Source organism: Amycolatopsis thermalba (assembly GCF_003385215.1).
In the GTDB taxonomy this organism is placed as follows: domain Bacteria; phylum Actinomycetota; class Actinomycetes; order Mycobacteriales; family Pseudonocardiaceae; genus Amycolatopsis_E; species Amycolatopsis_E thermalba.
Genome location: NZ_PQHW01000017.1, coordinates 24,195 through 43,835 on the forward strand (window position 1 = coordinate 24,195; position 19,641 = coordinate 43,835).

Annotated in this window: 18 protein-coding genes; 15 read left to right on the forward strand and 3 right to left on the reverse strand. The window is 73.6% G+C overall.

The window, feature by feature from the left end; translation table 11 throughout:
• Positions 1 to 8 precede the first annotated feature (8 nt).
• From D0D15_RS10005 to D0D15_RS10055, 10 genes are all read left to right on the forward strand, one after another.
• A complete protein-coding gene (locus D0D15_RS10005; protein ID WP_115944383.1) occupies positions 9 to 2,072 on the forward strand; it encodes a primosomal protein N' in 2,064 nt (687 codons plus the stop codon).
• A gap of 63 nt (positions 2,073 to 2,135) precedes the next feature.
• The gene (gene ggt / locus D0D15_RS10010) at positions 2,136 to 3,911 is read left to right on the forward strand and encodes a gamma-glutamyltransferase (RefSeq protein WP_094008110.1); all 1,776 of its coding nucleotides are present in this window, start codon (positions 2,136 to 2,138) and stop codon (positions 3,909 to 3,911) included.
• Between the two features lie 295 nt (positions 3,912 to 4,206).
• Complete coding sequence (gene fmt / locus D0D15_RS10020; protein WP_094008108.1) at positions 4,207 to 5,133, forward strand: methionyl-tRNA formyltransferase; 927 nt, start codon at positions 4,207 to 4,209, stop codon at positions 5,131 to 5,133.
• On the forward strand, positions 5,130 to 6,545 hold the full coding sequence (locus tag D0D15_RS10025) for an RsmB/NOP family class I SAM-dependent RNA methyltransferase (protein WP_094008107.1): 1,416 nt from the start codon (positions 5,130 to 5,132) through the stop codon (positions 6,543 to 6,545). The genes fmt and D0D15_RS10025 overlap by 4 nt, the downstream gene beginning before the upstream one ends.
• Positions 6,542 to 7,051, forward strand: a complete 510-nt coding sequence (locus D0D15_RS10030) for a flavoprotein (RefSeq protein WP_094008106.1) — start codon at positions 6,542 to 6,544, stop codon at positions 7,049 to 7,051. Before D0D15_RS10025 ends, D0D15_RS10030 begins: the two co-directional genes overlap by 4 nt.
• 44 nt (positions 7,052 to 7,095) lie before the next feature.
• Positions 7,096 to 7,785, forward strand: coding sequence for a ribulose-phosphate 3-epimerase (gene rpe, locus D0D15_RS10035; protein WP_094008105.1), 690 nt, complete (start codon positions 7,096 to 7,098; stop codon positions 7,783 to 7,785).
• Between the two features lie 23 nt (positions 7,786 to 7,808).
• Positions 7,809 to 8,444 (forward strand): riboflavin synthase, encoded by a 636-nt coding sequence (locus D0D15_RS10040; protein WP_094008104.1) that lies wholly within the window; start codon positions 7,809 to 7,811, stop codon positions 8,442 to 8,444.
• Positions 8,445 to 8,473: 29 nt separating this feature from the next.
• Positions 8,474 to 9,751 carry a bifunctional 3,4-dihydroxy-2-butanone-4-phosphate synthase/GTP cyclohydrolase II gene (locus D0D15_RS10045; RefSeq protein ID WP_094008103.1) on the forward strand — a complete coding sequence of 426 codons (1,278 nt, stop codon included), beginning with the start codon at positions 8,474 to 8,476 and terminating at the stop codon, positions 9,749 to 9,751.
• A complete protein-coding gene (gene ribH / locus D0D15_RS10050) occupies positions 9,748 to 10,254 on the forward strand; it encodes a 6,7-dimethyl-8-ribityllumazine synthase (protein WP_094008102.1) in 507 nt (168 codons plus the stop codon). Before D0D15_RS10045 ends, ribH begins: the two co-directional genes overlap by 4 nt.
• Positions 10,251 to 10,715, forward strand: coding sequence for a PH domain-containing protein (locus tag D0D15_RS10055; protein ID WP_094008101.1), 465 nt, complete (start codon positions 10,251 to 10,253; stop codon positions 10,713 to 10,715). The genes ribH and D0D15_RS10055 overlap by 4 nt, the downstream gene beginning before the upstream one ends.
• Positions 10,716 to 11,116: 401 nt before the next feature.
• Here D0D15_RS10055 and D0D15_RS10060 read toward each other — a convergent pair whose 3' ends face one another.
• Positions 11,117 to 11,893 (reverse strand): exodeoxyribonuclease III, encoded by a 777-nt coding sequence (locus D0D15_RS10060; protein ID WP_094008100.1) that lies wholly within the window; start codon positions 11,891 to 11,893, stop codon positions 11,117 to 11,119.
• Positions 11,894 to 11,906: 13 nt separating this feature from the next.
• Positions 11,907 to 12,545 (reverse strand): TetR/AcrR family transcriptional regulator, encoded by a 639-nt coding sequence (locus D0D15_RS10065; protein WP_094008099.1) that lies wholly within the window; start codon positions 12,543 to 12,545, stop codon positions 11,907 to 11,909.
• Positions 12,546 to 12,653: 108 nt separating this feature from the next.
• Here D0D15_RS10065 and D0D15_RS10070 point away from each other — a divergent pair, with 108 nt between their 5' ends.
• From D0D15_RS10070 to whiA, 5 genes are read left to right on the forward strand one after another with little or no spacing between them, the layout of a single operon-like run.
• The gene (locus D0D15_RS10070) at positions 12,654 to 13,499 is read left to right on the forward strand and encodes an esterase/lipase family protein (RefSeq protein ID WP_094008098.1); all 846 of its coding nucleotides are present in this window, start codon (positions 12,654 to 12,656) and stop codon (positions 13,497 to 13,499) included.
• A 51-nt stretch (positions 13,500 to 13,550) separates the two neighbouring features.
• Entirely contained in the window at positions 13,551 to 15,494 is a 1,944-nt protein-coding gene (gene uvrC / locus D0D15_RS10075; RefSeq protein ID WP_094008097.1) for an excinuclease ABC subunit UvrC, read from the forward strand.
• Positions 15,495 to 15,529: 35 nt separating this feature from the next.
• On the forward strand, positions 15,530 to 16,387 hold the full coding sequence (gene rapZ, locus D0D15_RS10080; RefSeq protein ID WP_094008133.1) for an RNase adapter RapZ: 858 nt from the start codon (positions 15,530 to 15,532) through the stop codon (positions 16,385 to 16,387).
• An 8-nt stretch (positions 16,388 to 16,395) separates the two neighbouring features.
• Positions 16,396 to 17,361, forward strand: coding sequence for a gluconeogenesis factor YvcK family protein (locus D0D15_RS10085; protein WP_094008132.1), 966 nt, complete (start codon positions 16,396 to 16,398; stop codon positions 17,359 to 17,361).
• 9 nt (positions 17,362 to 17,370) lie between these two features.
• Entirely contained in the window at positions 17,371 to 18,357 is a 987-nt protein-coding gene (gene whiA / locus D0D15_RS10090) for a DNA-binding protein WhiA (protein ID WP_094008096.1), read from the forward strand.
• Between the two features lie 408 nt (positions 18,358 to 18,765).
• Here the strand turns inward: whiA and D0D15_RS10095 are convergent, their stop codons facing one another.
• Positions 18,766 to 19,560: a serine hydrolase gene (locus tag D0D15_RS10095; protein WP_094008095.1), complete on the reverse strand. Its 795-nt coding sequence runs from the start codon at positions 19,558 to 19,560 to the stop codon at positions 18,766 to 18,768.
• Positions 19,561 to 19,641: the final 81 nt, after the last annotated feature.

The window sequence follows — 19,641 nt, forward strand, 5'->3', positions numbered from 1 at the left end:
GAACAAGCGTGACCTCTTCCGACGCGCTCTGGGACCTCCCCGCGCCCCCGAAACGGGCCGCGGCGAAGCGTCCACCGTCCCGGAAGGGGCAGCAGAAGCCGGCGGAGCACGACCCGGTCGCCCGCGTCGTCGTGGACGTGCCGCTGGCGCACCTGGACCGCACGTTCGACTACCAGGTGCCGGACAAGCTGGACGCCGACGCGGTGCCCGGCTGCCGGGTGCGGGTGCGGTTCGCCGGGCAGCTCGTTGACGGGTTCCTCGTCGAGCGCGCGTCGACCACCGAGCACAAGGGGCGGCTGGCGTTCCTGGAGCGGGTCACCTCGCCCGAGCCAGTGCTGTCCCCGACGCTGTACGCGCTGGCCCGCCGCGTCGCCGACCACTACGGCGGCACCCTCATGGACGTGCTGCGGCTGGCGATCCCGCCCCGGCACGCCAAGGCCGAGTCCGAGCCCGCCCGGGAGCGCGCCGAGGTGACCGAGGCGCCTCCGGTGACGGCGTGGCAGCGGTACCAGTTCGGGGAGTCGTTCACCGACGCGGTGCGGGCCGCACGGCAGGCGCACGCGGTGTGGCAGGCGCTGCCGGGGGAGGACTGGCCGGCAAGGCTGGCCGAACTGGCGGCTCTCGCCGCCGCCAGTGGCCGGGGCGTGTTGCTGGTGGTGCCCGACCACCGTGATCTGACGCGGGTGCACGACGCCTGCGTGCGGGTGGCGGGGGCCGGCGCCGTGGTCGCGTTGTCCGCCGACACCGGGCCGGCCGAGCGGTACCGGCGGTGGCTCGCGGTGTCCCGGGGAGCGGTGCCGATCGTGGTCGGGACCCGCGCGGCGATGTTCGCGCCGGTCGCCGACCCCGGGCTGTTCGTGGTGTGGGACGACGGCGACGACCTGCACGCCGACCCGCACATGCCCTACCCGCAGGTGCGGGACGTGCTGGCGTTGCGGGCGCACGCCCAGGGCGCGTCGTTCGTGGCCGGCGGGTTCGCCCGGACCGCGGAAGCCCAGCTGCTGGTCGAAACCCGGTGGGCGCATCCGATCACCGGATCGCGGGACGAGCTGCGGAAAGCGGCGCCGCGGGTGACCCCGGTCGGGGAGGACTTCGACGTGGCGCGCGACGAGGCGGCGCGCGTGGCCCGGTTGCCGTCGGTGGCGTTCGAGGCCGCGCGGCAGTCGCTGTCCGCGGGGGCGCCGGTGCTGGTGCAGGTGCCCCGGCGCGGCTACGTGCCCGCGCTGGCGTGCGCGCAGTGCCGCACCCCCGCGCACTGCCGCAGGTGCGCCGGTCCGCTCGGGCTGTCGGGCGGGGCGGGCGCGGACGTGGCGCACCCGCCGAGCTGCCGGTGGTGCGGCACGCCGGAGGCGCATTTCCGGTGCCCGGCCTGTGGTTCGGCGCGGCTGCGGGCCGTGGTCGTCGGCGCGAAGCGGACCGCCGAGGAGCTGGGCGGGGCCTTCCCGGGGGTGCCGGTGCGGACGTCGGGGGCGCGGGAGGTGCTGGCGACCGTGCCCGGGCGGCCGGCGCTGGTGGTCTGCACACCCGGCGCGGAGCCGGTGGCCGAGGGCGGGTACGGCGCGGCGCTGCTGCTGGACGGCTGGGCGTTGCTGGGTCGGCAGGACCTGCGGGCGGCGGAGGAGACGCTGCGGCGGTGGATGGCGGCGGCGGCCCTGGTGCGGCCGTCGTCGGTGGGCGGCCGGGTGGTCGTCGGCGCGGAGGCCCCGCTGGCGCCGGTGCAGGCCCTGGTCCGCTGGGACCCGGCCTGGCACGCCGAGCGGGAACTGGCGGAGCGGCGCGAGCTGGGGTTCCCGCCGGTGGTGCGGATGGCGAGCGTGGAGGGCACCCCCGAGGCGGTGGCGGCGCTGCTGGCGGAGACGGAGCTCCCGCCGTCGGCGGAGGTCCTGGGCCCGGTGCCGCTGACCGAGCCCGACGAGGAGGGCCGCTCCGAGCGGGAGCGCGCCCTGATCCGCGTCCCCCGCGGCGAGGGCCGGGCGCTGGCGTCCTGCCTGGCCGCGGTGCAGGCGGTACGCGCCGCGCGGAAGGAAACCGCGGCGGTGCGCATCCAGCTGGACCCGCTGGCGCTGATCTGACGCCCGGCGAAGCCACCCGTCCTCCGGTTGAGCGCGGGGCCGGAACCGGGCAGACTGCCGGAAATGCGGACTCTGCGTGCTCTCGCGGTTCTCGTCAGTGCGGTCCTGCTCGCCCCGGGCGTGGCGTACGCCGAGCAGGCCCCGCCGAAACAGCCCGTCGCGATCGGGTTCGGGGGTGCGGTCGCCAGCATCGACGCCGACGCCACCGCCATCGGCACCCGGGTTCTGGCCGACGGCGGCAACGCGGTCGACGCGGCCGTCGCCACCGCCGCGGCCCTCGGCGTCACCGACCCGTTCTCGGCCGGCATCGGCGGCGGCGGGTTCTTCGTCTACTACGACGCCCGCACCCGCCAGGTGCACACCCTCGACGGCCGGGAGACCGCGCCCGCCTCCGCCGACGAGAACCTCTTCGTCGAGAACGGTGAGCCGATCCCGTTCGACGAGGCCGTCACCAGCGGCCTGTCCGTCGGCGTCCCGGGCACGCCCGCCACCTGGCAGGACGCGCTGCGCAAGTGGGGCACCCGGTCGCTGAACCAGATGCTGCGCCCCGCCGCGCGTCTGGCCCGCGACGGCTTCACCGTGGACCAGACGTTCCACACGCAGATCGCCGGCAACGCGGAGCGCTTCTCCGCGTTCCCGAGCACGCGCGAGCTGTACCTGCCCGGCGGCGCGCCGCCCGCGGTCGGCAGCACGTTCACCAACCCGGACCTCGCGGCCACCTACGAAACGCTCGCCCGCCAGGGCGCCCGCGCGCTCTACCGCGGCCCGATCGCCGACGAGATCGCCGCGACCGTGCAGCAGCCGCCGGTCGATCCGGCCGCCGGGCTGAACGTCCGGCCCGGCAAGCTCACCACCGACGACATCGCCGCCTACCGCACCATCGAGCGGGAACCCACCCACACGCGCTACCGAGGCCTGGACGTCTACGGCATGCCGGCGCCGTCCTCGGGCGGTCTCACGGTCGGCGAGGCGCTGAACATCCTGGAGAACTTCGACGTCGCCCGCTTCGGCGAGGCCGACTACCTGCACCACTTCCTGGAGGCCAGCCGTCTGGCCTTCGCCGACCGCAACCGGTGGATCGGCGACCCGGCGTTCGTCGACGTGCCCGCCCGTCAGCTGCTCAGCCAGCGGTTCGCGGACAGTCGCGCGTGCCTGATCGACCCGGACCGCGCGGCCGTGGGCACCGTTGCCGCCGGGGACCCGCGCCATCCGCAGCCGTGCGCGGCGGGTGCCGCGGCGCCGACCCCGTACGAGGGCGAGAACACCACGCACCTGACCGTCGCCGACAGGTGGGGCAACGTGGTCGCCTACACGCTGACCATCGAGCAGGAGGGCGGCAGCGGCATCGTGGTGCCCGGCCGCGGTTTCCTGCTGAACAACGAGCTGACCGACTTCTCCTTCACCCCGGTCACCCCGGGCGTGCCCGACCCGAACCTGCCCGGCCCCGGCAAGCGCCCGCGGTCGTCGATGGCGCCGACGATCGTCCTGGAGCACGGCAAGCCGCTGCTGGCCGCCGGTTCGCCCGGTGGGGCGTCGATCATCACCACGGTGCTGCAGGTGCTGCTCGGCAGGCTGGACCGCGGGCTGACCCTGGAGGAGGCGATCGCCGCGCCGCGGGCCTCGCAGCGCAACTCCGGGCCCGCCCAGGTCGAGCCGGCGTTCCTCGCGCTGCGGGAATCGTCCGACCTGCGGGCGCGGGGCCAGCTGTTCTCGACGTCCCCGGCCGAGATCGGCGCCGCCACCGGCGTGGAGCGCCTGCCGGACGGCCGCTGGCTGGCCGCCGCCGAACCGGTGCGCCGTGGCGGCGGAGCCGCGCAGGTGGTGCACCCGGCACCCTGAGCGCGGATGTCACGCCCGCGAACGCGGAACTCACGCGCGTGAGCGTGGGACTCGCGCGCGTGAGCGTGGGACTCGCGCCGGGCGCGAGTTGAACACTCGGGCGCGCGTGTCCCACGTTCCGGCGCGCGAGTTGAACACTCGGGCGCGCGTGTCCCACGTTCCGGCGCGCGAGTTGAACACTCGGGCGCGCGAGTTCCACGTTCCGGCGCGTGATCCGGCCGGGCGGGGCGCCGGGGCCGGTCACTAGACTGGCTCCGATGCCCACCCACTCCACACCCGTCGCCGAGGTGCGTTGATGCGCCTCGTCTTCGCCGGTACCCCCGAACCCGCCGTGCCGTCGCTGCGGGCGCTGCTCGACTCGCCGCGGCACGAGGTCGTCGCCGTCGTCACGCGGCCCGACGCGCCCGCCGGCCGGGGCCGCAAGCTCCTGCGCTCACCCGTCGGCGCGCTCGCCGACGAGCACGGCATCGAGGTCCTCACCCCGGCCAAGGCCGGCGACCCCGACTTCCTGCAGCGCCTGACCGAACTCGCGCCCGACGCCTGCCCGGTTGTCGCCTACGGGGCGCTCCTGCCCCAGCGCGCACTGGACATCCCGCGGCACGGCTGGATCAACCTGCACTTCTCGCTGCTGCCCGCGTGGCGCGGCGCCGCCCCGGTGCAGGCGGCGATCCGCGCCGGCGACGAGATCACCGGCGCCTCCACCTTCCGCATCGTCAAGGAACTCGACGCCGGCCCCGTCTTCGGCGTGGTCACCGAGAAGATCGCCGACGACGACACCGCCGGCGCGCTCCTGGACCGCCTCGCGGTCTCCGGCGCCCGCCTGCTGGCGTCCACATTGGACGGCATCGAGGACGGCGAGGTCCAGGCGGTGCCCCAGCCCGCCGACGGCGTCACCTACGCCCCCAAGGTCACCGTCGACGACGCGCGCGTCTCGTTCACCGGCCCGGCGCACGCGGTCGACCGCCACATCCGCGCGGTCACCCCGGAACCCGGCGCGTGGACGGAGTTCCGCGGCGAGCGCCTCAAGCTCGGCCCGGTCACGGTCGTGGACGAGCCCGCGCTGGAGCCGGGGGAGCTGCGCGTCGAGCGCAAGCGCGTCCTGGCCGGCACGGCGACGAAACCGGTGCGGCTGGGCGAGGTCCAGGCACAGGGCAAGAAACGCATGGCGGCCACCGACTGGGCCCGCGGCACCCGCATCGAGCAAGGAGAACGGCTGTCATGAACGAGCGCAGGCCCTCCCGGCCCCAGCGCGGCCGCCCGGCGCCCCGCAAGCAGGGCCCCCGCCGCCCGCCGGCCGAGGACCCGGCGCGCCGCGTCGCGCTGGACGTGCTGCGTGCCGTCCGCCAGCGCGACGCCTACGCCAACCTCGTGCTGCCCGACCTGCTCCGCCGCAACCGCGTCTCCGGCCGCGACGCCGCGCTGGCCACCGAACTCGCCTACGGCGCCTCCCGCGCCCAGGGCATGCTCGACGCCATCATCGCCGCGTGCCTGGACCGCCCGCTGGACAAGGTCGACGGCCCGGTCCTGGACTGCCTCCGCCTGGGCGCCTACCAGCTGCTGCGCACCCGCATCCCGCAGCACGCCGCGGTCACCTCCACGGTCGACCTGGCCCGCGCCGACGCCGGCTCGCACGTCGCCGGGTTCGTCAACGCCGTCCTGCGCAAGATCTCCGAGCAGGACGAGGACGCCTGGATGGCGCAGCTCACCCCGGACCGCGACAAGGACCCGATCGGGCACCTGGCGATGCGCACCGCCCACCCGCGCTGGGTGGCGCGCGCGTTCGCCGAGGCGCTCGGCGACAAGGGCGACGACCTGCAGGCGGCGCTGGAGGCCGACGACGCCCGCCCGGCCGTCCACCTGGCCGCCCGCCCGGGTGAGATCAGCGCCGACGAACTCGCCGCCATCACCGGCGGCGACGTCGCCCCGTACTCGCCCTACGGTGTGCACCTGCCCGCCGGCTCGGGCGACCCGGGTGACTCCGAGCCGATCCGCGAGCGCCTGGCCGTGGTGCAGGACGAGGGCAGCCAGCTGTGCGCCGTCGCGCTCACCCGGGTGCCGCTGGAGGGCGCCGACGAGCGCTGGCTGGACCTGTGCGCGGGCCCCGGCGGCAAGGCCGGGATGCTCGGCGCGCTCGCCGCGACGCAGGGCGCGCACGTCGACGCCGTCGAGCAGGCCCCGCACCGCGCGAAGCTCGTCGAGCAGGCCACCGAGGGCCTGCCGGTGACCGTGCACGTCGCCGACGGCCGGGACACCGGCCTGCAGCCGGGCTTCGACCGCGTCCTGGTCGACGCGCCGTGCACCGGGCTGGGCGCGCTGCGCCGCCGCCCGGAGGCCCGCTGGCGGCGCAAGCCCTCCGACGTGCCGGACCTGACCCGGCTGCAGGGCGAACTGCTCACCGCCGCGCTGGACCTCACCCGCCCCGGCGGTGTGGTCGCCTACGTCGTCTGCTCGCCGCACCTGGCCGAGACCGAGGGCGTGGTCGGCGAGATCGCCCGCCGCACCAAGGCCGAGGTGCTGGACACGCGCGAGTTCTTCCCCGGCGTGCCCCACCTGGGTGAGGGACCATACGTGCAGCTGTGGCCGCACCGGCACGGCACGGACGCGATGTTCTGCGCCGTGCTGCGCAAGCCGTGAGCCTGCTCGGCCTGATCGGCAGCTCGTGCGGGGGACTGGACACCCGGTTCCGCGCCGAGCTGGCCGCGCCGGCCGCCGCCCGCGGCCACCGGCTCGCCGTCACGCTCACGCCGACCGCCCACCGCTGGCTGGACGCGGCCGGGGAGCTGGACGGGCTGGCCGCGCTCACCGACCTGCCGGTCCGCTCCGCCTCGCGCCTGCCCGGTGAGCCGCGCCCGCACCCGGACCCGCCGGTCTTCCTGTTCGCACCGGCCTCGGCCAACTCGGTCGCCAAACTCGCGCTCGGCATCGCCGACAACCAGGCCCTCACCGTCCTGGGTGACGTGCTCGGCGACCCGGCCGTCACGATCATCGTCGGCTACCAGGTCACCGACGCCCGCTTCCGGCACCCGGCCTGGCGGCGGCACCTGGACACGCTGGCCGAGGCCGGGGTGCGGGTGCGGCGGCTGGAGTACGGCAAGCCCTGGTCGGAGATCCTGGACCTGTTGCCGGCACCCACAGGATGAGTGGGGCCACGGCTGCCCGGACCCACGATCTACACTCCGTAACCGTGGCCCACCGACCTCTCATCGCGCCCAGCATCCTGTCCGCCGACTTCGCCCGTCTGGGCGAGGAGATCCACGCCATCGCCGGGGACGGCGCCGCGCGCGCCGACTGGGTCCACGTGGACGTCATGGACAACCACTTCGTGCCCAACCTGACGCTGGGCCTGCCGGTCGTCCAGTCGCTGCTGAAGACCACGGACATCCCGCTGGACTGCCACCTGATGATCGAGGACCCGGACCGCTGGGCCATCGGCTACGCCGAGGCCGGGGCCTACAACGTCACCGTGCACGTGGAGGCGGCCGCCGACCCGGTGATGCTGGCGAAGAACCTGCGCGCCGCGGGCGCCAGGGCCGGCCTGTCCATCAAGCCGGGCACGCCGCTGGAGGACCACGTCGAGACCCTCAAGCACTACGACACGCTGCTGGTGATGTCGGTCGAGCCGGGCTTCGGCGGACAGTCGTTCATCCCGGACGTGCTGGAGAAGGTCCGCACCGCGCGCCGCCTGGTCGACACCGGCCACCTCAAGCTCGTCGTGGAGATCGACGGCGGCATCAACGCCGACACGATCGAGCAGGCCGCCGAGGCCGGCGTGGACTGTTTCGTCGCCGGCTCGGCCGTCTACGGCGCGGAAGACCCCGGCAAGGCCGTCGCGGCCCTGCGCGAACGTGCCGCCCGCGTCGGCGCGGCACACTGACACCGACAAGGAGGCGCGCGCCAGTGTTCACCGGCATCGTGGAGGAGCTCGGCGAGATCACCGCCGTCGAGCAGGTTCCCAACGCCGCGCGGCTCACCGTGCGCGGCCCCGTGGTGACCTCCGACGCCAAGCACGGCGACTCGATCGCCGTCAGCGGGGTGTGCCTGACCGTCGTGGACGTGTTCGGCTCCGAGTTCACCGTCGACGTGGTGCACGAGACGCTGCAGCGGTCCCGGCTGGCCAAGATCGCCGTCGGGGACCGGGTGAACCTGGAGCGGGCGACCGCGGTGGGGGACCGGCTCGGCGGGCACATCATGCAGGGCCACGTCGACGGCACCGGGGTGTTCCTGTCCCGCGACGCGGCCGGGCTCACCCGGTTCGCGCTGCCCGCGGGCCTGTCCCGCTACATCGTGGAGAAGGGCTCGATCGCGGTCGACGGCATCTCGCTCACCGTGACGAGTGTGACGAACGACGAGTTCTCCGTGGCGCTGATTCCGACGACACTGGAACTGACCACCCTCGGCCGTGCCGAGCCGGGTGATCTGGTGAACCTCGAGGTCGACGTGCTCGCCAAGTACGTGGAGAAGCTCGCGACGCCCCATCTGCCCGGCCGCACGGAGCACACTGGAGCCGGGGCAGGCTCGAAGGAGGACGCGTGAGCAGCGCAGGGACACCGTGCGGGACGGGGGTGCCGGTCGACATCGCCGGCATCGAGAAGGCGATCGCGGACATCGCCGCCGGGCGGCCGGTGGTCGTCGTCGACGACGAGGACCGCGAGAACGAGGGCGACCTGATCTTCGCCGCCGAGAAGGCGACGCCGGAGCTGCTCGCCTTCATGGTGCGCTACACCTCGGGCTACGTCTGCGTGGCGCTCACCGAGCAGGACTGCGACCGGCTGGACCTCCCGCCGATGTACCACACGAACCAGGACCAGCGCGGCACCGCGTACACGGTCACGGTGGACGCGGCCGAGGGCATCACCACCGGCATCTCCGCCGCCGACCGGGCGCACACGATCCGGCTGCTGGCCGACCCGAAGTCGCAGGCCGGTGACTTCCGGCGCCCGGGTCACGTGGTCCCGCTGCGCGCCAAGGAGGGTGGTGTGCTGCGCCGCCCCGGGCACACCGAGGCCTCGGTCGACCTGGCCCGCATGGCCGGGCTGCACCCGGCCGGCGTGCTGTGCGAGATCGTCTCCCAGAAGGACGAGGGGGACATGGCGCGCCGGGACGAGCTGGAGGTGTTCGCCTCCGACCACGACCTGCAGATCATCACGATCGCCGACCTGATCGCCTACCGCCGCCGGCACGAGAAGCAGGTCGAGCGGGTCGCCGAGGCACGCATCCCGCTCGAGGCCGGCGTGTTCCGCGCGGTCGGCTACGACAGCCTGCTGGACGGCATCGAGCACGTGGCGTTCGTCTACGGCGAGATCGGCGACGGCGAGGACATCCTGGTGCGGGTGCACTCGGAGTGCCTCACCGGGGACGTGTTCGGCTCGCTGCGCTGCGACTGCGGCCCGCAGCTGGACGCCGCGCTGCGGATCGTCGCCGACGAGGGCCGCGGCGTGGTGCTCTACATCCGCGGTCACGAGGGCCGCGGCATCGGCCTGCTGCACAAGCTGCAGGCCTACCAGCTGCAGGACCTGGGCGCGGACACGGTGGACGCGAACCTGGCGCTCGGCGTGCCCGCGGACGCGCGCGACTACGGCACGGGCGCGCAGATCCTGTGCGACCTGGGTGTGCGGTCGATGCGGCTGCTGACGAACAACCCGGCGAAGCGGATCGGCCTGGAGGGCTACGGCCTGAAGGTCACCGGCCGGGTGCCGCTGCCGATCTCGCCGAACCCGGAGAACCTGCGTTACCTGCGCACGAAGCGGGACCGGATGGGCCACGACCTGTCCAACCTGGAGGAGTTCGACCAGGTCGGCGCGGACCTGGAGGCACGGAACGGGAACGGTGCTTCGCAGTGAGTGGTGAGGGCAGGCCGGACGTCGAGCTCGACCTGAGCGAGTGCGCGAACCTCCGGCTGGCGATCGTGGCGACGCGGTGGCACGCGAAGATCACCGACGCGCTGCTGGACAACGCGCTGAAGGCGGCGCGGGAGGCGAAGCTGTCCGAGGAGCCGACCGTGGTGCGCGTCGCCGGGGCCGTGGAGCTGCCCGTCGTGGCGCAGGCGCTGGCCCGCACGCACGACGCGGTGGTCGCGCTCGGCGTGGTCATCCGCGGCGGCACCCCGCACTTCGAGTACGTGTGCGACGCGGTGACGGCGGGCCTGACGCGGGTCGCGCTGGACGAGGGCACGCCGGTCGGCAACGGCGTGCTCACCTGCGACACCGAGCAGCAGGCGCTGGACCGCTCCGGGCTGCCCGGGTCGAAGGAGGACAAGGGCCGCGAGGCGACGCAGGCGGCGCTGGACGCGGCGCACGTGCTGCGGTCGCTGCGGCAGCCGTGGACCGATCGGAAGTTCGTGTGAGCGCAGCCGTGGCGGAGAAGTCGGAGGCCGTGGTGTTCCGGCCGCACCGGGCGACGTGGATGTCGGCGATCCTGGCGGTCGTGCTGCTCGCGGTGTTCGTGGTGGTGGCGATCCTGCTGCGCGGCTCCGACACCGGCGTGATCTTCCAGCGGTCCGACCAGATCGCCATGGTGTTCATCGGCCTGCTGCTCGCGGGCGCGACGATGCTGTTCGCGACGCCGCGGGTGCGGGCGGACGCCTCCGGGGTGCAGGTGCGGAACGTTCTCGTGGGGCGCCGGTTCAGCTGGCTGGAGGTGCTGTCGGTGAGCTTCCCCGACGGCGCCTCGTTCGCCCGGCTGGAGCTGCCCGAGGACGAGTACTACGCGATGCTCGCGATCCAGGCCGTGGACCGGGACCGCGCCGTGGAGGCCGTGCGCACGCTGCGCCGCCTGCACCGGGAGGCCTGGGCCGCCCAGGACTGAGCACCCCCACCGGATCGAACGCGGAACTCGCGCGCCCGAGCGCGGAACTCGCGCGCCTGAGCGCAGAACTCGCCGGGGTGGGCGAGTTCCACGCTCGGGACGGTGAGTTCTGCGTTGGGGACGGTGAGTTCTTCGTTCGGGAGCGTGAACTTCACCAGCGGCCCCGGTTCAGAAAGCGTCAGGTCCACGACCACCGGCCGCCCAGGACTGAGCGCCCCCGCCGGAGCGAGCGCAGAACTCGCGCGCCCGAGCGTGGGACTCGCGCGCCCGAGCGTGGGACTCGCGCACCCGAGCGTGGGACTCGCGCGCGTGAGCGTGGGACTCGCCGGGCGGCGGCGAGTTCCACGCTCGGGACACCGAGTTCTGCGTTCGGGTGCGTGAAACCCACCGGCGGCCCGCGCTCAGACCGTCAGGTCCACCACCACCGGCGCGTGGTCCGAGGTGCCCTTGCCCTTGCGCGCCTCCCGGTCCACGTACGCGTCGCTCACCGAGCCGGCGAACTTCGCCGACGCGTAGACCAGGTCGATGCGCATCCCGTTGTTCTTCGGGAACGCCAGCTGCCGGTAGTCCCAGTAGGTGTAGGGCGTGTCGTACTTCAGCGCGCGCGGCATCACGTCGGTCAGGCCCGCCTCGCGCAGCGCCGCCAGCGCCGCGCGCTCCGCCTCGGTCACGTGCGTCATGCCGTCGAACAGCGTGATGTCCCAGACGTCGTCGTCAGTCGGGGCGATGTTGAAGTCACCCAGCACGGCGAACGGGCGGTCCTGCACGGCCTCGGCCGCCACCGTCGCCCGCAGCGCCTCCAGCCACCGCAGCTTGTACGCGTAGTGCGGGTGTGACGGCTCGCGCCCGTTGGGCACGTACACCGACCACAGCCGCACCCCGCCGCAGGTCGCGCCGATCGCGCGCGGCTCGGACGCGTCGTCGAACGTCGGCTCGCCGTCCAGCCCGCGCCGCACGTCCGCCAGCCCGACGCGCGACAGGATCGCGACACCGTTCCACCGGCCCGTCCCGTAGGCCGCCACCTCGTAGCCGGCCTGCGCCACCTCGGCCGGGAACGCCTCCGTCGCGCACTTCAGCTCCTGCAGGCACACCACGTCCGGCTCGGCCGATTCCAGCCAGGACAGCAGACGCGGCAGCCGCGCGGTGACGGAGTTGACGTTCCAGGTGGCGATGCGCATGGCGCCGAGGATTTCACACGGGCCCCGCTCCGCCGCGCAGCCCCGCGACGATCACGCGGTAGAAGTCGCCGAGATCACCGATCAGCGCCTCGACCTGCGCGGGATCGGCCGGATCGGCGTCGAGCACCCAGTCCGCGACGAGGTCGAACATGCCCCCGATCGCCCCGACCGCCATGCGGTGCGCGTCCACCCCGCGCGGCCGCACGCCGTAGCGCAGCCACACCTGCTCCAGGAACGCGGCCGCGCCCCGCCGGTTCGCGCGGCGCTGCTGCTCGACCGCCCGGGACATCGCCCCGGACTCGCCGAAGGTGACCTTCGCCAGCCGCGGGTCGTCGACCAGCCCGTGCGCGAACTCCGCGACCAGCAGCCGGGTCGCCGCCGCCTCGTCGTCCGGCGCTTGCTCCAGCGCCGAGACCATCCGCGCCATCAGGCTTTCGGTGATCCGCCGCAGCAGCGCCAGGTAGCAGTCCTCGCGGCCGGTGAACACCTCGTAGAACGCCTTGGTGCCGACGAACCCGGCCTGGCAGATCTGCTCGATCGAGGTGCCCGCGTACCCCTGCCGCGCGAACAGCTCCAGCGCGGCGTCGAGCAGCTGCTCCCGTCGTTGCTCGCGGCGCTGTTCGGCGTCCAGGCCGCGGATCCGGCGTCCCACACCGCGACCGTACCCGGCCGCCCGGTTACGGAAAAGCTCTCTTGTTTGCAACAAGGCACCGTGTTCTAATCGAGGGCATCCGCTCTCGCCGACGAAGCCGAGGTCGCCATGCGTGCCGTGTTCACCGCACTCGCCGCCGCCCTGCTCACGATCGCCGCGGCGCCCGCCGCCTCCGCCGCGCCCACCTCCGGGTTCGGCGACTGGTCCTGCCGCCCGTCGGCCGCCCACCCCGAACCGGTCGTGCTGCTGCACGGGCTCGGCGGCAACGGGCCGGGCAACTTCGCCTACCTCGGCCCGTACCTCGCCCAGCGCGGCTACTGCGCCTTCACGCTCACCTACGGCCAGGCCGTGCCGGAGATCCCGGTCGGCGGCACCATCGCGATCGAGGACTCGGCCCGCGAGATCGAGGCGTTCGTCGACCGCGTGCGGGAGACCACCGGCGCCGAGCGGGTCGATCTCGTCGGCCACTCCGAGGGCGGGTTCCACGCGCTGTACGGGCCGAAGGTGCTGGGCTACGCCGGCGAGGTGCGCCGCGTCGTCGCGCTCGCGCCGCCCACTCACGGCACCACCTTCGGCGGGCTGGTCACCGTGGCCGACCACCTGGGCCTGCGCCCCTCGCTCGACCCGATCCTCGCCACCTTCGGCTGCCCGGCGTGCGCGGGCCTGATCACCGGCGGCGAACCGGTCGCCGACCTCACCGACGGCCCGATCGCCCAGGACGGCGTGGCCTACACGATCCTCGCCACCCGCTTCGACGCCCTGGTCACCCCGCACGAGACGTCGTTCGTCCGCGAACCCGGTGTGCGCAACGCCTTCGTCCAGGACACCTGCCCGGCCGACCCGGTGGGGCACGTCGGCATGGCCTTCGACACCGCCGTGGCCGGGCTGGTCGCCAACGCGCTCGACCCGGAGCACCCCGCGCCGGTGCTCTGTACCCCGGGCCTGCCGTTCTGAGCGCGGGAGGGGTGCGCAAACCTGTCGGAGGGGAGCCATAGGCTGGAGGGCGTGGCTGACCCGTCCACCTACCGTCCCTCGCCGGGGAGCATCCCGGACGAGCCCGGCGTCTACAAGTTCCGCGACGCGACCAAGCGGGTCATCTACGTCGGCAAGGCCAAGAGCCTGCGCAGCCGGCTGAACTCCTACTTCGCCGACCTGTCCGGGCTGCACCCGCGCACCCGGCAGATGGTGACCACCGCGGCCGGCGTCGAATGGACCGTCGTCACCACCGAGGTCGAGGCGCTCCAGCTGGAGTACAACTGGATCAAGGAGTTCGACCCGCGGTTCAACGTCCGCTACCGCGACGACAAGTCCTACCCGGTGCTGGCGGTGACGCTGCACGAGGAGTTCCCGCGGCTGCACGTCTACCGCGGCCCGCGCAAGAAGGGCGTGCGGTACTTCGGCCCGTACGCCCACGCCTGGGCGATCCGCGAGACGCTCGACCTGCTGCTGCGCGTGTTCCCAGCCCGCACGTGCTCCACCGGCGTGTTCCGCCGCCACGGCCAGATCGGCCGCCCGTGCCTGCTCGGCTACATCGACAAGTGCTCCGCGCCGTGCGTGGGCAAGGTCAGCGCCGACGAGCACCGGCGGATCGTCGAGGACTTCTGCGACTTCCTCTCCGGCAAGACCGACGCGATGGTGCGCAAGCTGGAGCGGGACATGGCCGAGGCCGCCGAGAACCTGGAGTTCGAGAAGGCCGCCCGGCTGCGCGACGACATCGGCGCGCTGCGTCGGGCCATGGAGAAGCAGGCCGTGGTGCTCGGCGACGGCACGGACGCCGACCTGGTCGCGTTCGCCCACGACGAGCTGGAGGCCGCGGTCCAGGTCTTCCACGTGCGCGGCGGGCGGGTCCGCGGCCAGCGCGGCTGGGTGATCGACAAGGCCGACGAGATGGGCGTGGCCGGCCTGGTCGAGCAGTTCCTCACCCAGTTCTACGGCGAGCAGGTCGAGCTGGCCGAGCAGGGCACCGACCTGGGCACGCCGGTGCCGCGCGAGGTGCTGGTGCCGGAACTGCCCGCCGATCCCGAGGCGATGACCGAGTGGCTGTCCGGGCTGCGCGGCTCCCGGGTGCAGCTGCGGGTGCCGCAGCGCGGCGACAAGCGCGCGCTGGCCGAGACCGTGCAGCGCAACGCCGAGGAGGCGTTCCAGCAGCACAAGCTGCGCCGCGCCGGCGACCTCACGGCCCGTTCGGCCGCGCTGGCGGAGCTGCAGGAGCACCTGGGCCTGGACAGCGCGCCGCTGCGCATCGAGTGCGTCGACATCAGCCACACGCAGGGCACCGACGTGGTCGCCTCGCTCGTGGTGTTCGAGGACGGTGTGGCGCGCAAGTCGGAGTACCGCCGGTTCGCGTTGCGGGAGGCCGCCACCGAGGGGGATGTCGCCTCCATTGCCGAGGTGGTGCGGCGGCGGTTCGCTCGCTACCAGACCGAAACGCAGGAGGGCCTGGCCGGCGAGAAGCCGGGGATCGACCCGGAGACCGGACGGCCGCGCAAGTTCGCCTACCCGCCGAACCTGCTCGTGGTCGACGGCGCGGGCCCGCAGGCGACGGCGGCGGCGGACGTGCTGGCGGAGATGGGCATCACCGACATCGCCGTGGTGGGCCTGGCGAAGCGGCTGGAGGAGGTGTGGCTGCCCGGTGACCCGGACCCGGTGATCCTGCCGCGCACCTCCGAGGCGCTGTACCTGTTGCAGCGGGTGCGGGACGAGGCGCACCGGTTCGCCATCGCCTACCACCGGCAGAAGCGCGCCAAGCGCGTGCAGGTGTCCGCTTTGGACGGTGTGCCGGGGCTGGGGCAGGCGCGGCGGGCCGCGTTGATCAAGCACTTCGGGTCGGTGAAGCGGCTGAAGGAAGCAGGGGTGGACGAGATCGCGCAGGTGCCGGGCGTGGGGAAGCGCACCGCCGAAGCGATCTTCGCCGCGTTGGCCTCAGGTGGGGAGTCGGAGCGGAAGTGACGGGAGAGACGATGGCCGAGGATCGCGGCACCGGCATGGAGGTGGCGGTGGTGACCGGGCTGTCCGGCGCCGGCCGCAGCACCGCCGCGAAGTGCCTGGAGGATCTGGGCTGGTTCGTGGTGGACAACCTGCCGCCCGAGCTGATCGCGACGATGGTCGAGCTGGGGGCGCAGGCCCGCGGCGCGATCACGAAGGTGGCCGTGGTGATGGACGTGCGCTCGCGCGCGTTCACCGACGACCTGTCGTCGATCATCAAGGACCTCGACGCGCGGGGCTACAAGCCGCGGGTGCTGTTCCTGGAGGCCACCGACGCGGTGCTGGTGCGGCGGTTCGAGCAGGTGCGCCGCGGCCACCCGCTGCAGGGGGACGGCCGGCTGATCGACGGCATCACCGCCGAGCGCCAGATGCTCGCGCCGCTGCGCGAGGAGGCCGACCTGGTGCTGGAGACCTCCGCGCTGTCGGTGCACGACCTGCGCGCGAAGATCGAGGACGCGTTCGGCTCCGAATCGGCCACGCAGACGCGGGTCACCGTGCTGTCGTTCGGCTACAAGTACGGCCTGCCGATGGACGCGGATCTGGTGATGGACGTGCGGTTCCTGCCCAACCCGTTCTGGATCCCCGAGCTGCGCGACCACACCGGCCTGGACGCCGAGGTGCGCAACTACGTGCTGTCGCAGGAGGGCGCCGAGGAGTTCCTGGACCGCTACCACCAGCTGCTGCGCCTGATCGGCGCCGGCTACCGGCGGGAGGGCAAGCGGTACCTGACACTGGCGGTGGGCTGCACCGGCGGGAAGCACCGGAGTGTCGCGATCTCCGAGGAGCTGTCCCGGCTGCTGTCCAATGAGGACGGTATGGCGGTGAAGGTCATCCACCGGGACCTGGGACGCGAGTGACCGGGCCGTTGCGAGCCGTCGCGCTGGGCGGCGGCCACGGGCTGCACGCGACGCTGACCGCCCTGCGGCGGCTGACCCCGGACGTGACCGCGGTGGTCACGGTCGCCGACGACGGCGGCTCGTCCGGGCGGTTGCGGCGGGAGCTGGGCCTGCTGCCGCCGGGGGACCTGCGGCAGGCGTTGTCCGCGCTGGCGGTCGCCGAGAAGGGCGAGTCGTTGTGGGCGGAGGTGTTCCAGCACCGGTTCGGCGGCAGCGGCGCGCTCACCGGGCACGCGGTGGGCAACCTGGTGCTGGCCGGGTTGTTCGAGGTGCTGGGCGATCCGGTGGCCGCGCTGGACGAGGCGCGCCGGCTGCTGGGCGTGTCCGGGCGGGTGCTGCCGATGTCGCCGGAGCCGCTGGAGATCGAGGCGGAAGTGTCCGGCCTCGACGACGACGGGTCGTTGCGCCGCATCCGTGGCCAGGTCGCGGTGGCGAGCACCCCGGGGCGGGTCGAGCGGATCACGCTGCGCACGCCGCGGCGGCCGGGCGGGGTGCCGGCGGCGTGCGACGAGGCGGTGCAGGCCGTGCTGGACGCCGAGGCGGTGTTCCTGGGGCCGGGTTCGTGGTTCACCAGCGTCATCCCGCACCTGATGGTGCCCGCGCTGCACGACGCGCTGATGCGCACGGCGGCGACGAAGATCGTGGTCCTGAACCTCGTCCCTCAGCCGGGTGAGACGGCGGGGTTCTCACCCGAACGGCACCTGGACGTACTCTTCCAGCACGCGCCCGGGCTGCGGGTGGACGCGGTGATCGCCGACCGGGACTCGGTGCCGGCACCGGCCCGCCTGCGGGACGCGGCGGCGGGACTGGGGGCCACGGCGCTTCTGGCGGATGTGGCGGACCCTGGTCGCGAGGGTGTGCACGATCCGGATGCGCTGGCGAGCTGTGTGCGGGAAGCTCTCGGTCTCAGCGGGACCGAGGGCCGGAAAGGGTAGGGAGGGGCCATGGCGATGACCGCCGCCGTGAAGGACGAGCTCAGCAGGCTGCAGATCACGAAGATCGGGCCGCGCCGGTCCGAAGTCGCGTCGATGCTGCGCTTCGCCGGTGGCCTGCACATCGTGGGGGGACGGGTGGTGGTGGAGGCCGAGCTGGACACGGGTTCGGTCGCGCGGCGCCTGCGCAAGGAGATCCACGAGCTGTACGGCCACCATTCGGACGTGCACGTGTTGTCCGCGGGCGGGCTGCGGAAGACGACGAGGTACATCGTCCGGGTGGTTCAGGACGGGGAGAGCCTGGCCCGGCAGACGGGGTTGATCGACCAGCGGGGCCGCCCGGTGCGGGGCCTGCCGGCGGCGGTGGTGTCCGGCGGGATCGCCGACGCCGAGGCCGCGTGGCGGGGCGCGTTCCTGGCGCACGGTTCGCTGACCGAGCCGGGCCGGTCGTCGTCGCTGGAGGTCACGTGCCCCGGCCCGGAGGCGGCGCTGGCGCTGGTGGGGGCGGCGCGGCGGATGGGCATCCAGGCGAAGTCGCGTGAGGTGCGGGGAGCCGACCGGGTGGTGGTCCGGGACGGGGACGCCATCGGTGCGCTGCTGACCCGGCTGGGCGCCCACGCGAGCGTCCTGCAGTGGGAGGAGCGCCGGATGCGCCGCGAGGTCCGCGCGACGGCGAACCGCCTGGCCAACTTCGACGACGCCAACCTGCGCCGGAGCGCCCGGGCGGCGGTCGCGGCGGCCGCCCGGGTGGAACGAGCGCTGGACATCCTGGCCGACACCGCACCCGAACACCTGCTCGCCGCCGGACGGTTGCGGCTGGAGAATCGTCAGGCATCCCTGGAGGAGCTGGGCCAGCTGGCCGACCCCCCGATGACGAAGGACGCGGTGGCCGGCCGGATCCGGAGATTGCTGGCGATGGCCGACAAGCGGGCGAAGGAACTGAACATCCCGGACACCGAAAGCGCCGTCACGCCGGAAATGCTCGAGGAGAGCGTCTAAGGACGCCGGGACGGCGAACCCAACGAGCTGGGTGGTCATCCCGTCGCCTGACACGTGACGATCACCTTGAGCCAGGGCCGCAACCTCCGCTGCCAGCGTGAGTTGACATGCCAACCTTGCGGCCCTGGCTCAAGGTGATATGCACAAACCGGAAGGCGACGGGATGACCACACAGCGACCACCTCGTCAAGGTGAGATGACAACGGTCCCCCGTCATCCCGGAGCCTGCCCGTCCGGCGAGGACATCTCTTGATCTTTAGAGGTGACGTTGGGCAGGCGGAGAGCCCGCCCCGCGGGCGGAGGCGCCTACGGCGCCTAACGGTCACATTGGGTGTGGAGCTTGGTCGGTCCACTTGCGTTGCCGGCCGCCGGTTTCCGTGGGGCTTTGAAAAGACTCGTGCCTGTTAGTTACCCCAGCAGTCCTTCCACCGCGGCCGTCGCCTGGGTGACCTCTCGCATCGCCGTCTCCATCGCCGTGCCGCTGGGGCGGTGGCTCAGCACCACCACGACGTACCGGTCCCCGGCACCCACCAGCCCGCTGGTGTGCGCGTCGACCCCGCCGCGGCCCGCCGCCCATCCCTGCTTGATCGCCCACGGGCGGCCCGGCAACGCGTCCGGGATTCCGAAGTACTGGTCGACCCCGTCGGCCGCCACCGGGGGCGTGTCCCGCAGCGGGTCGAGGATCAAGCGCCGCTCACCCGCAGGCAGGGCCAGCACCGCCCGGTAGATCGTCAGCACGTCCTCGGCCGTCAGGAGCGTGTCGCCCCAGCGGCCCGGGTCCGAGGGTGGCTCGGTGGCCGTCAAACCGAGTGAACCGGCCGTGCGGCGGACGATCTCCGGTCCGCCCCCGGACTCCCACAGCTGGCTGGCGATCGCGTCGTCGCTGGAGGACAGCATTTTCGCCACGCGCGGGCTCGGCCGCTGCGGTGTCACGTGGCCGCGCTGCACGAGGTCGATCGCGATCAGCAGCTTCACCAGCGACGCCGACCGGTACCGCGTGTCGAGTCCCGCGCCGCGCAGGATGCGGTCCTTCTCGCGGTCGTAGACGAGCACGCTCGTCGCCGAGTCCTCGGCCGGTCCGGAGGTGCCGGAGCTGCTGCCGCGGAGCGCGAGCGCGAGGCCCAGTGCCAGGGCGATCACGACGACCGCGGTGACGAGGACGACGATCGGGCCACGGCGCAGTGGCCTGGTCTGCACGGACATGGTGATCACCTTCCGCCGCCGATGTCCGCGTCCCGTCGTCGTCATGTCATGGTTTTGCAACAGAGTCGCGGCAGTTGGTGA

What these genes read in the sequence shown, in the direction of transcription:
- D0D15_RS10060 (WP_094008100.1), bottom strand. Translation starts at nt 11,893, where the DNA reads ATGCGCATCGCCACCTGGAACGTCAACTCCGTCACCGCGCGGCTGCCG.
- D0D15_RS10070 (WP_094008098.1), top strand. Translation starts at nt 12,654, where the DNA reads ATGCGTGCCGTGTTCACCGCACTCGCCGCCGCCCTGCTCACGATCGCC.
- fmt (WP_094008108.1), top strand. Translation starts at nt 4,207, where the DNA reads ATGCGCCTCGTCTTCGCCGGTACCCCCGAACCCGCCGTGCCGTCGCTG.
- D0D15_RS10025 (WP_094008107.1), top strand. Translation starts at nt 5,130, where the DNA reads ATGAACGAGCGCAGGCCCTCCCGGCCCCAGCGCGGCCGCCCGGCGCCC.
- ggt (WP_094008110.1), top strand. Translation starts at nt 2,136, where the DNA reads ATGCGGACTCTGCGTGCTCTCGCGGTTCTCGTCAGTGCGGTCCTGCTC.
- D0D15_RS10095 (WP_094008095.1), bottom strand. Translation starts at nt 19,560, where the DNA reads ATGTCCGTGCAGACCAGGCCACTGCGCCGTGGCCCGATCGTCGTCCTC.
- whiA (WP_094008096.1), top strand. Translation starts at nt 17,371, where the DNA reads ATGGCGATGACCGCCGCCGTGAAGGACGAGCTCAGCAGGCTGCAGATC.
- rapZ (WP_094008133.1), top strand. Translation starts at nt 15,530, where the DNA reads ATGGAGGTGGCGGTGGTGACCGGGCTGTCCGGCGCCGGCCGCAGCACC.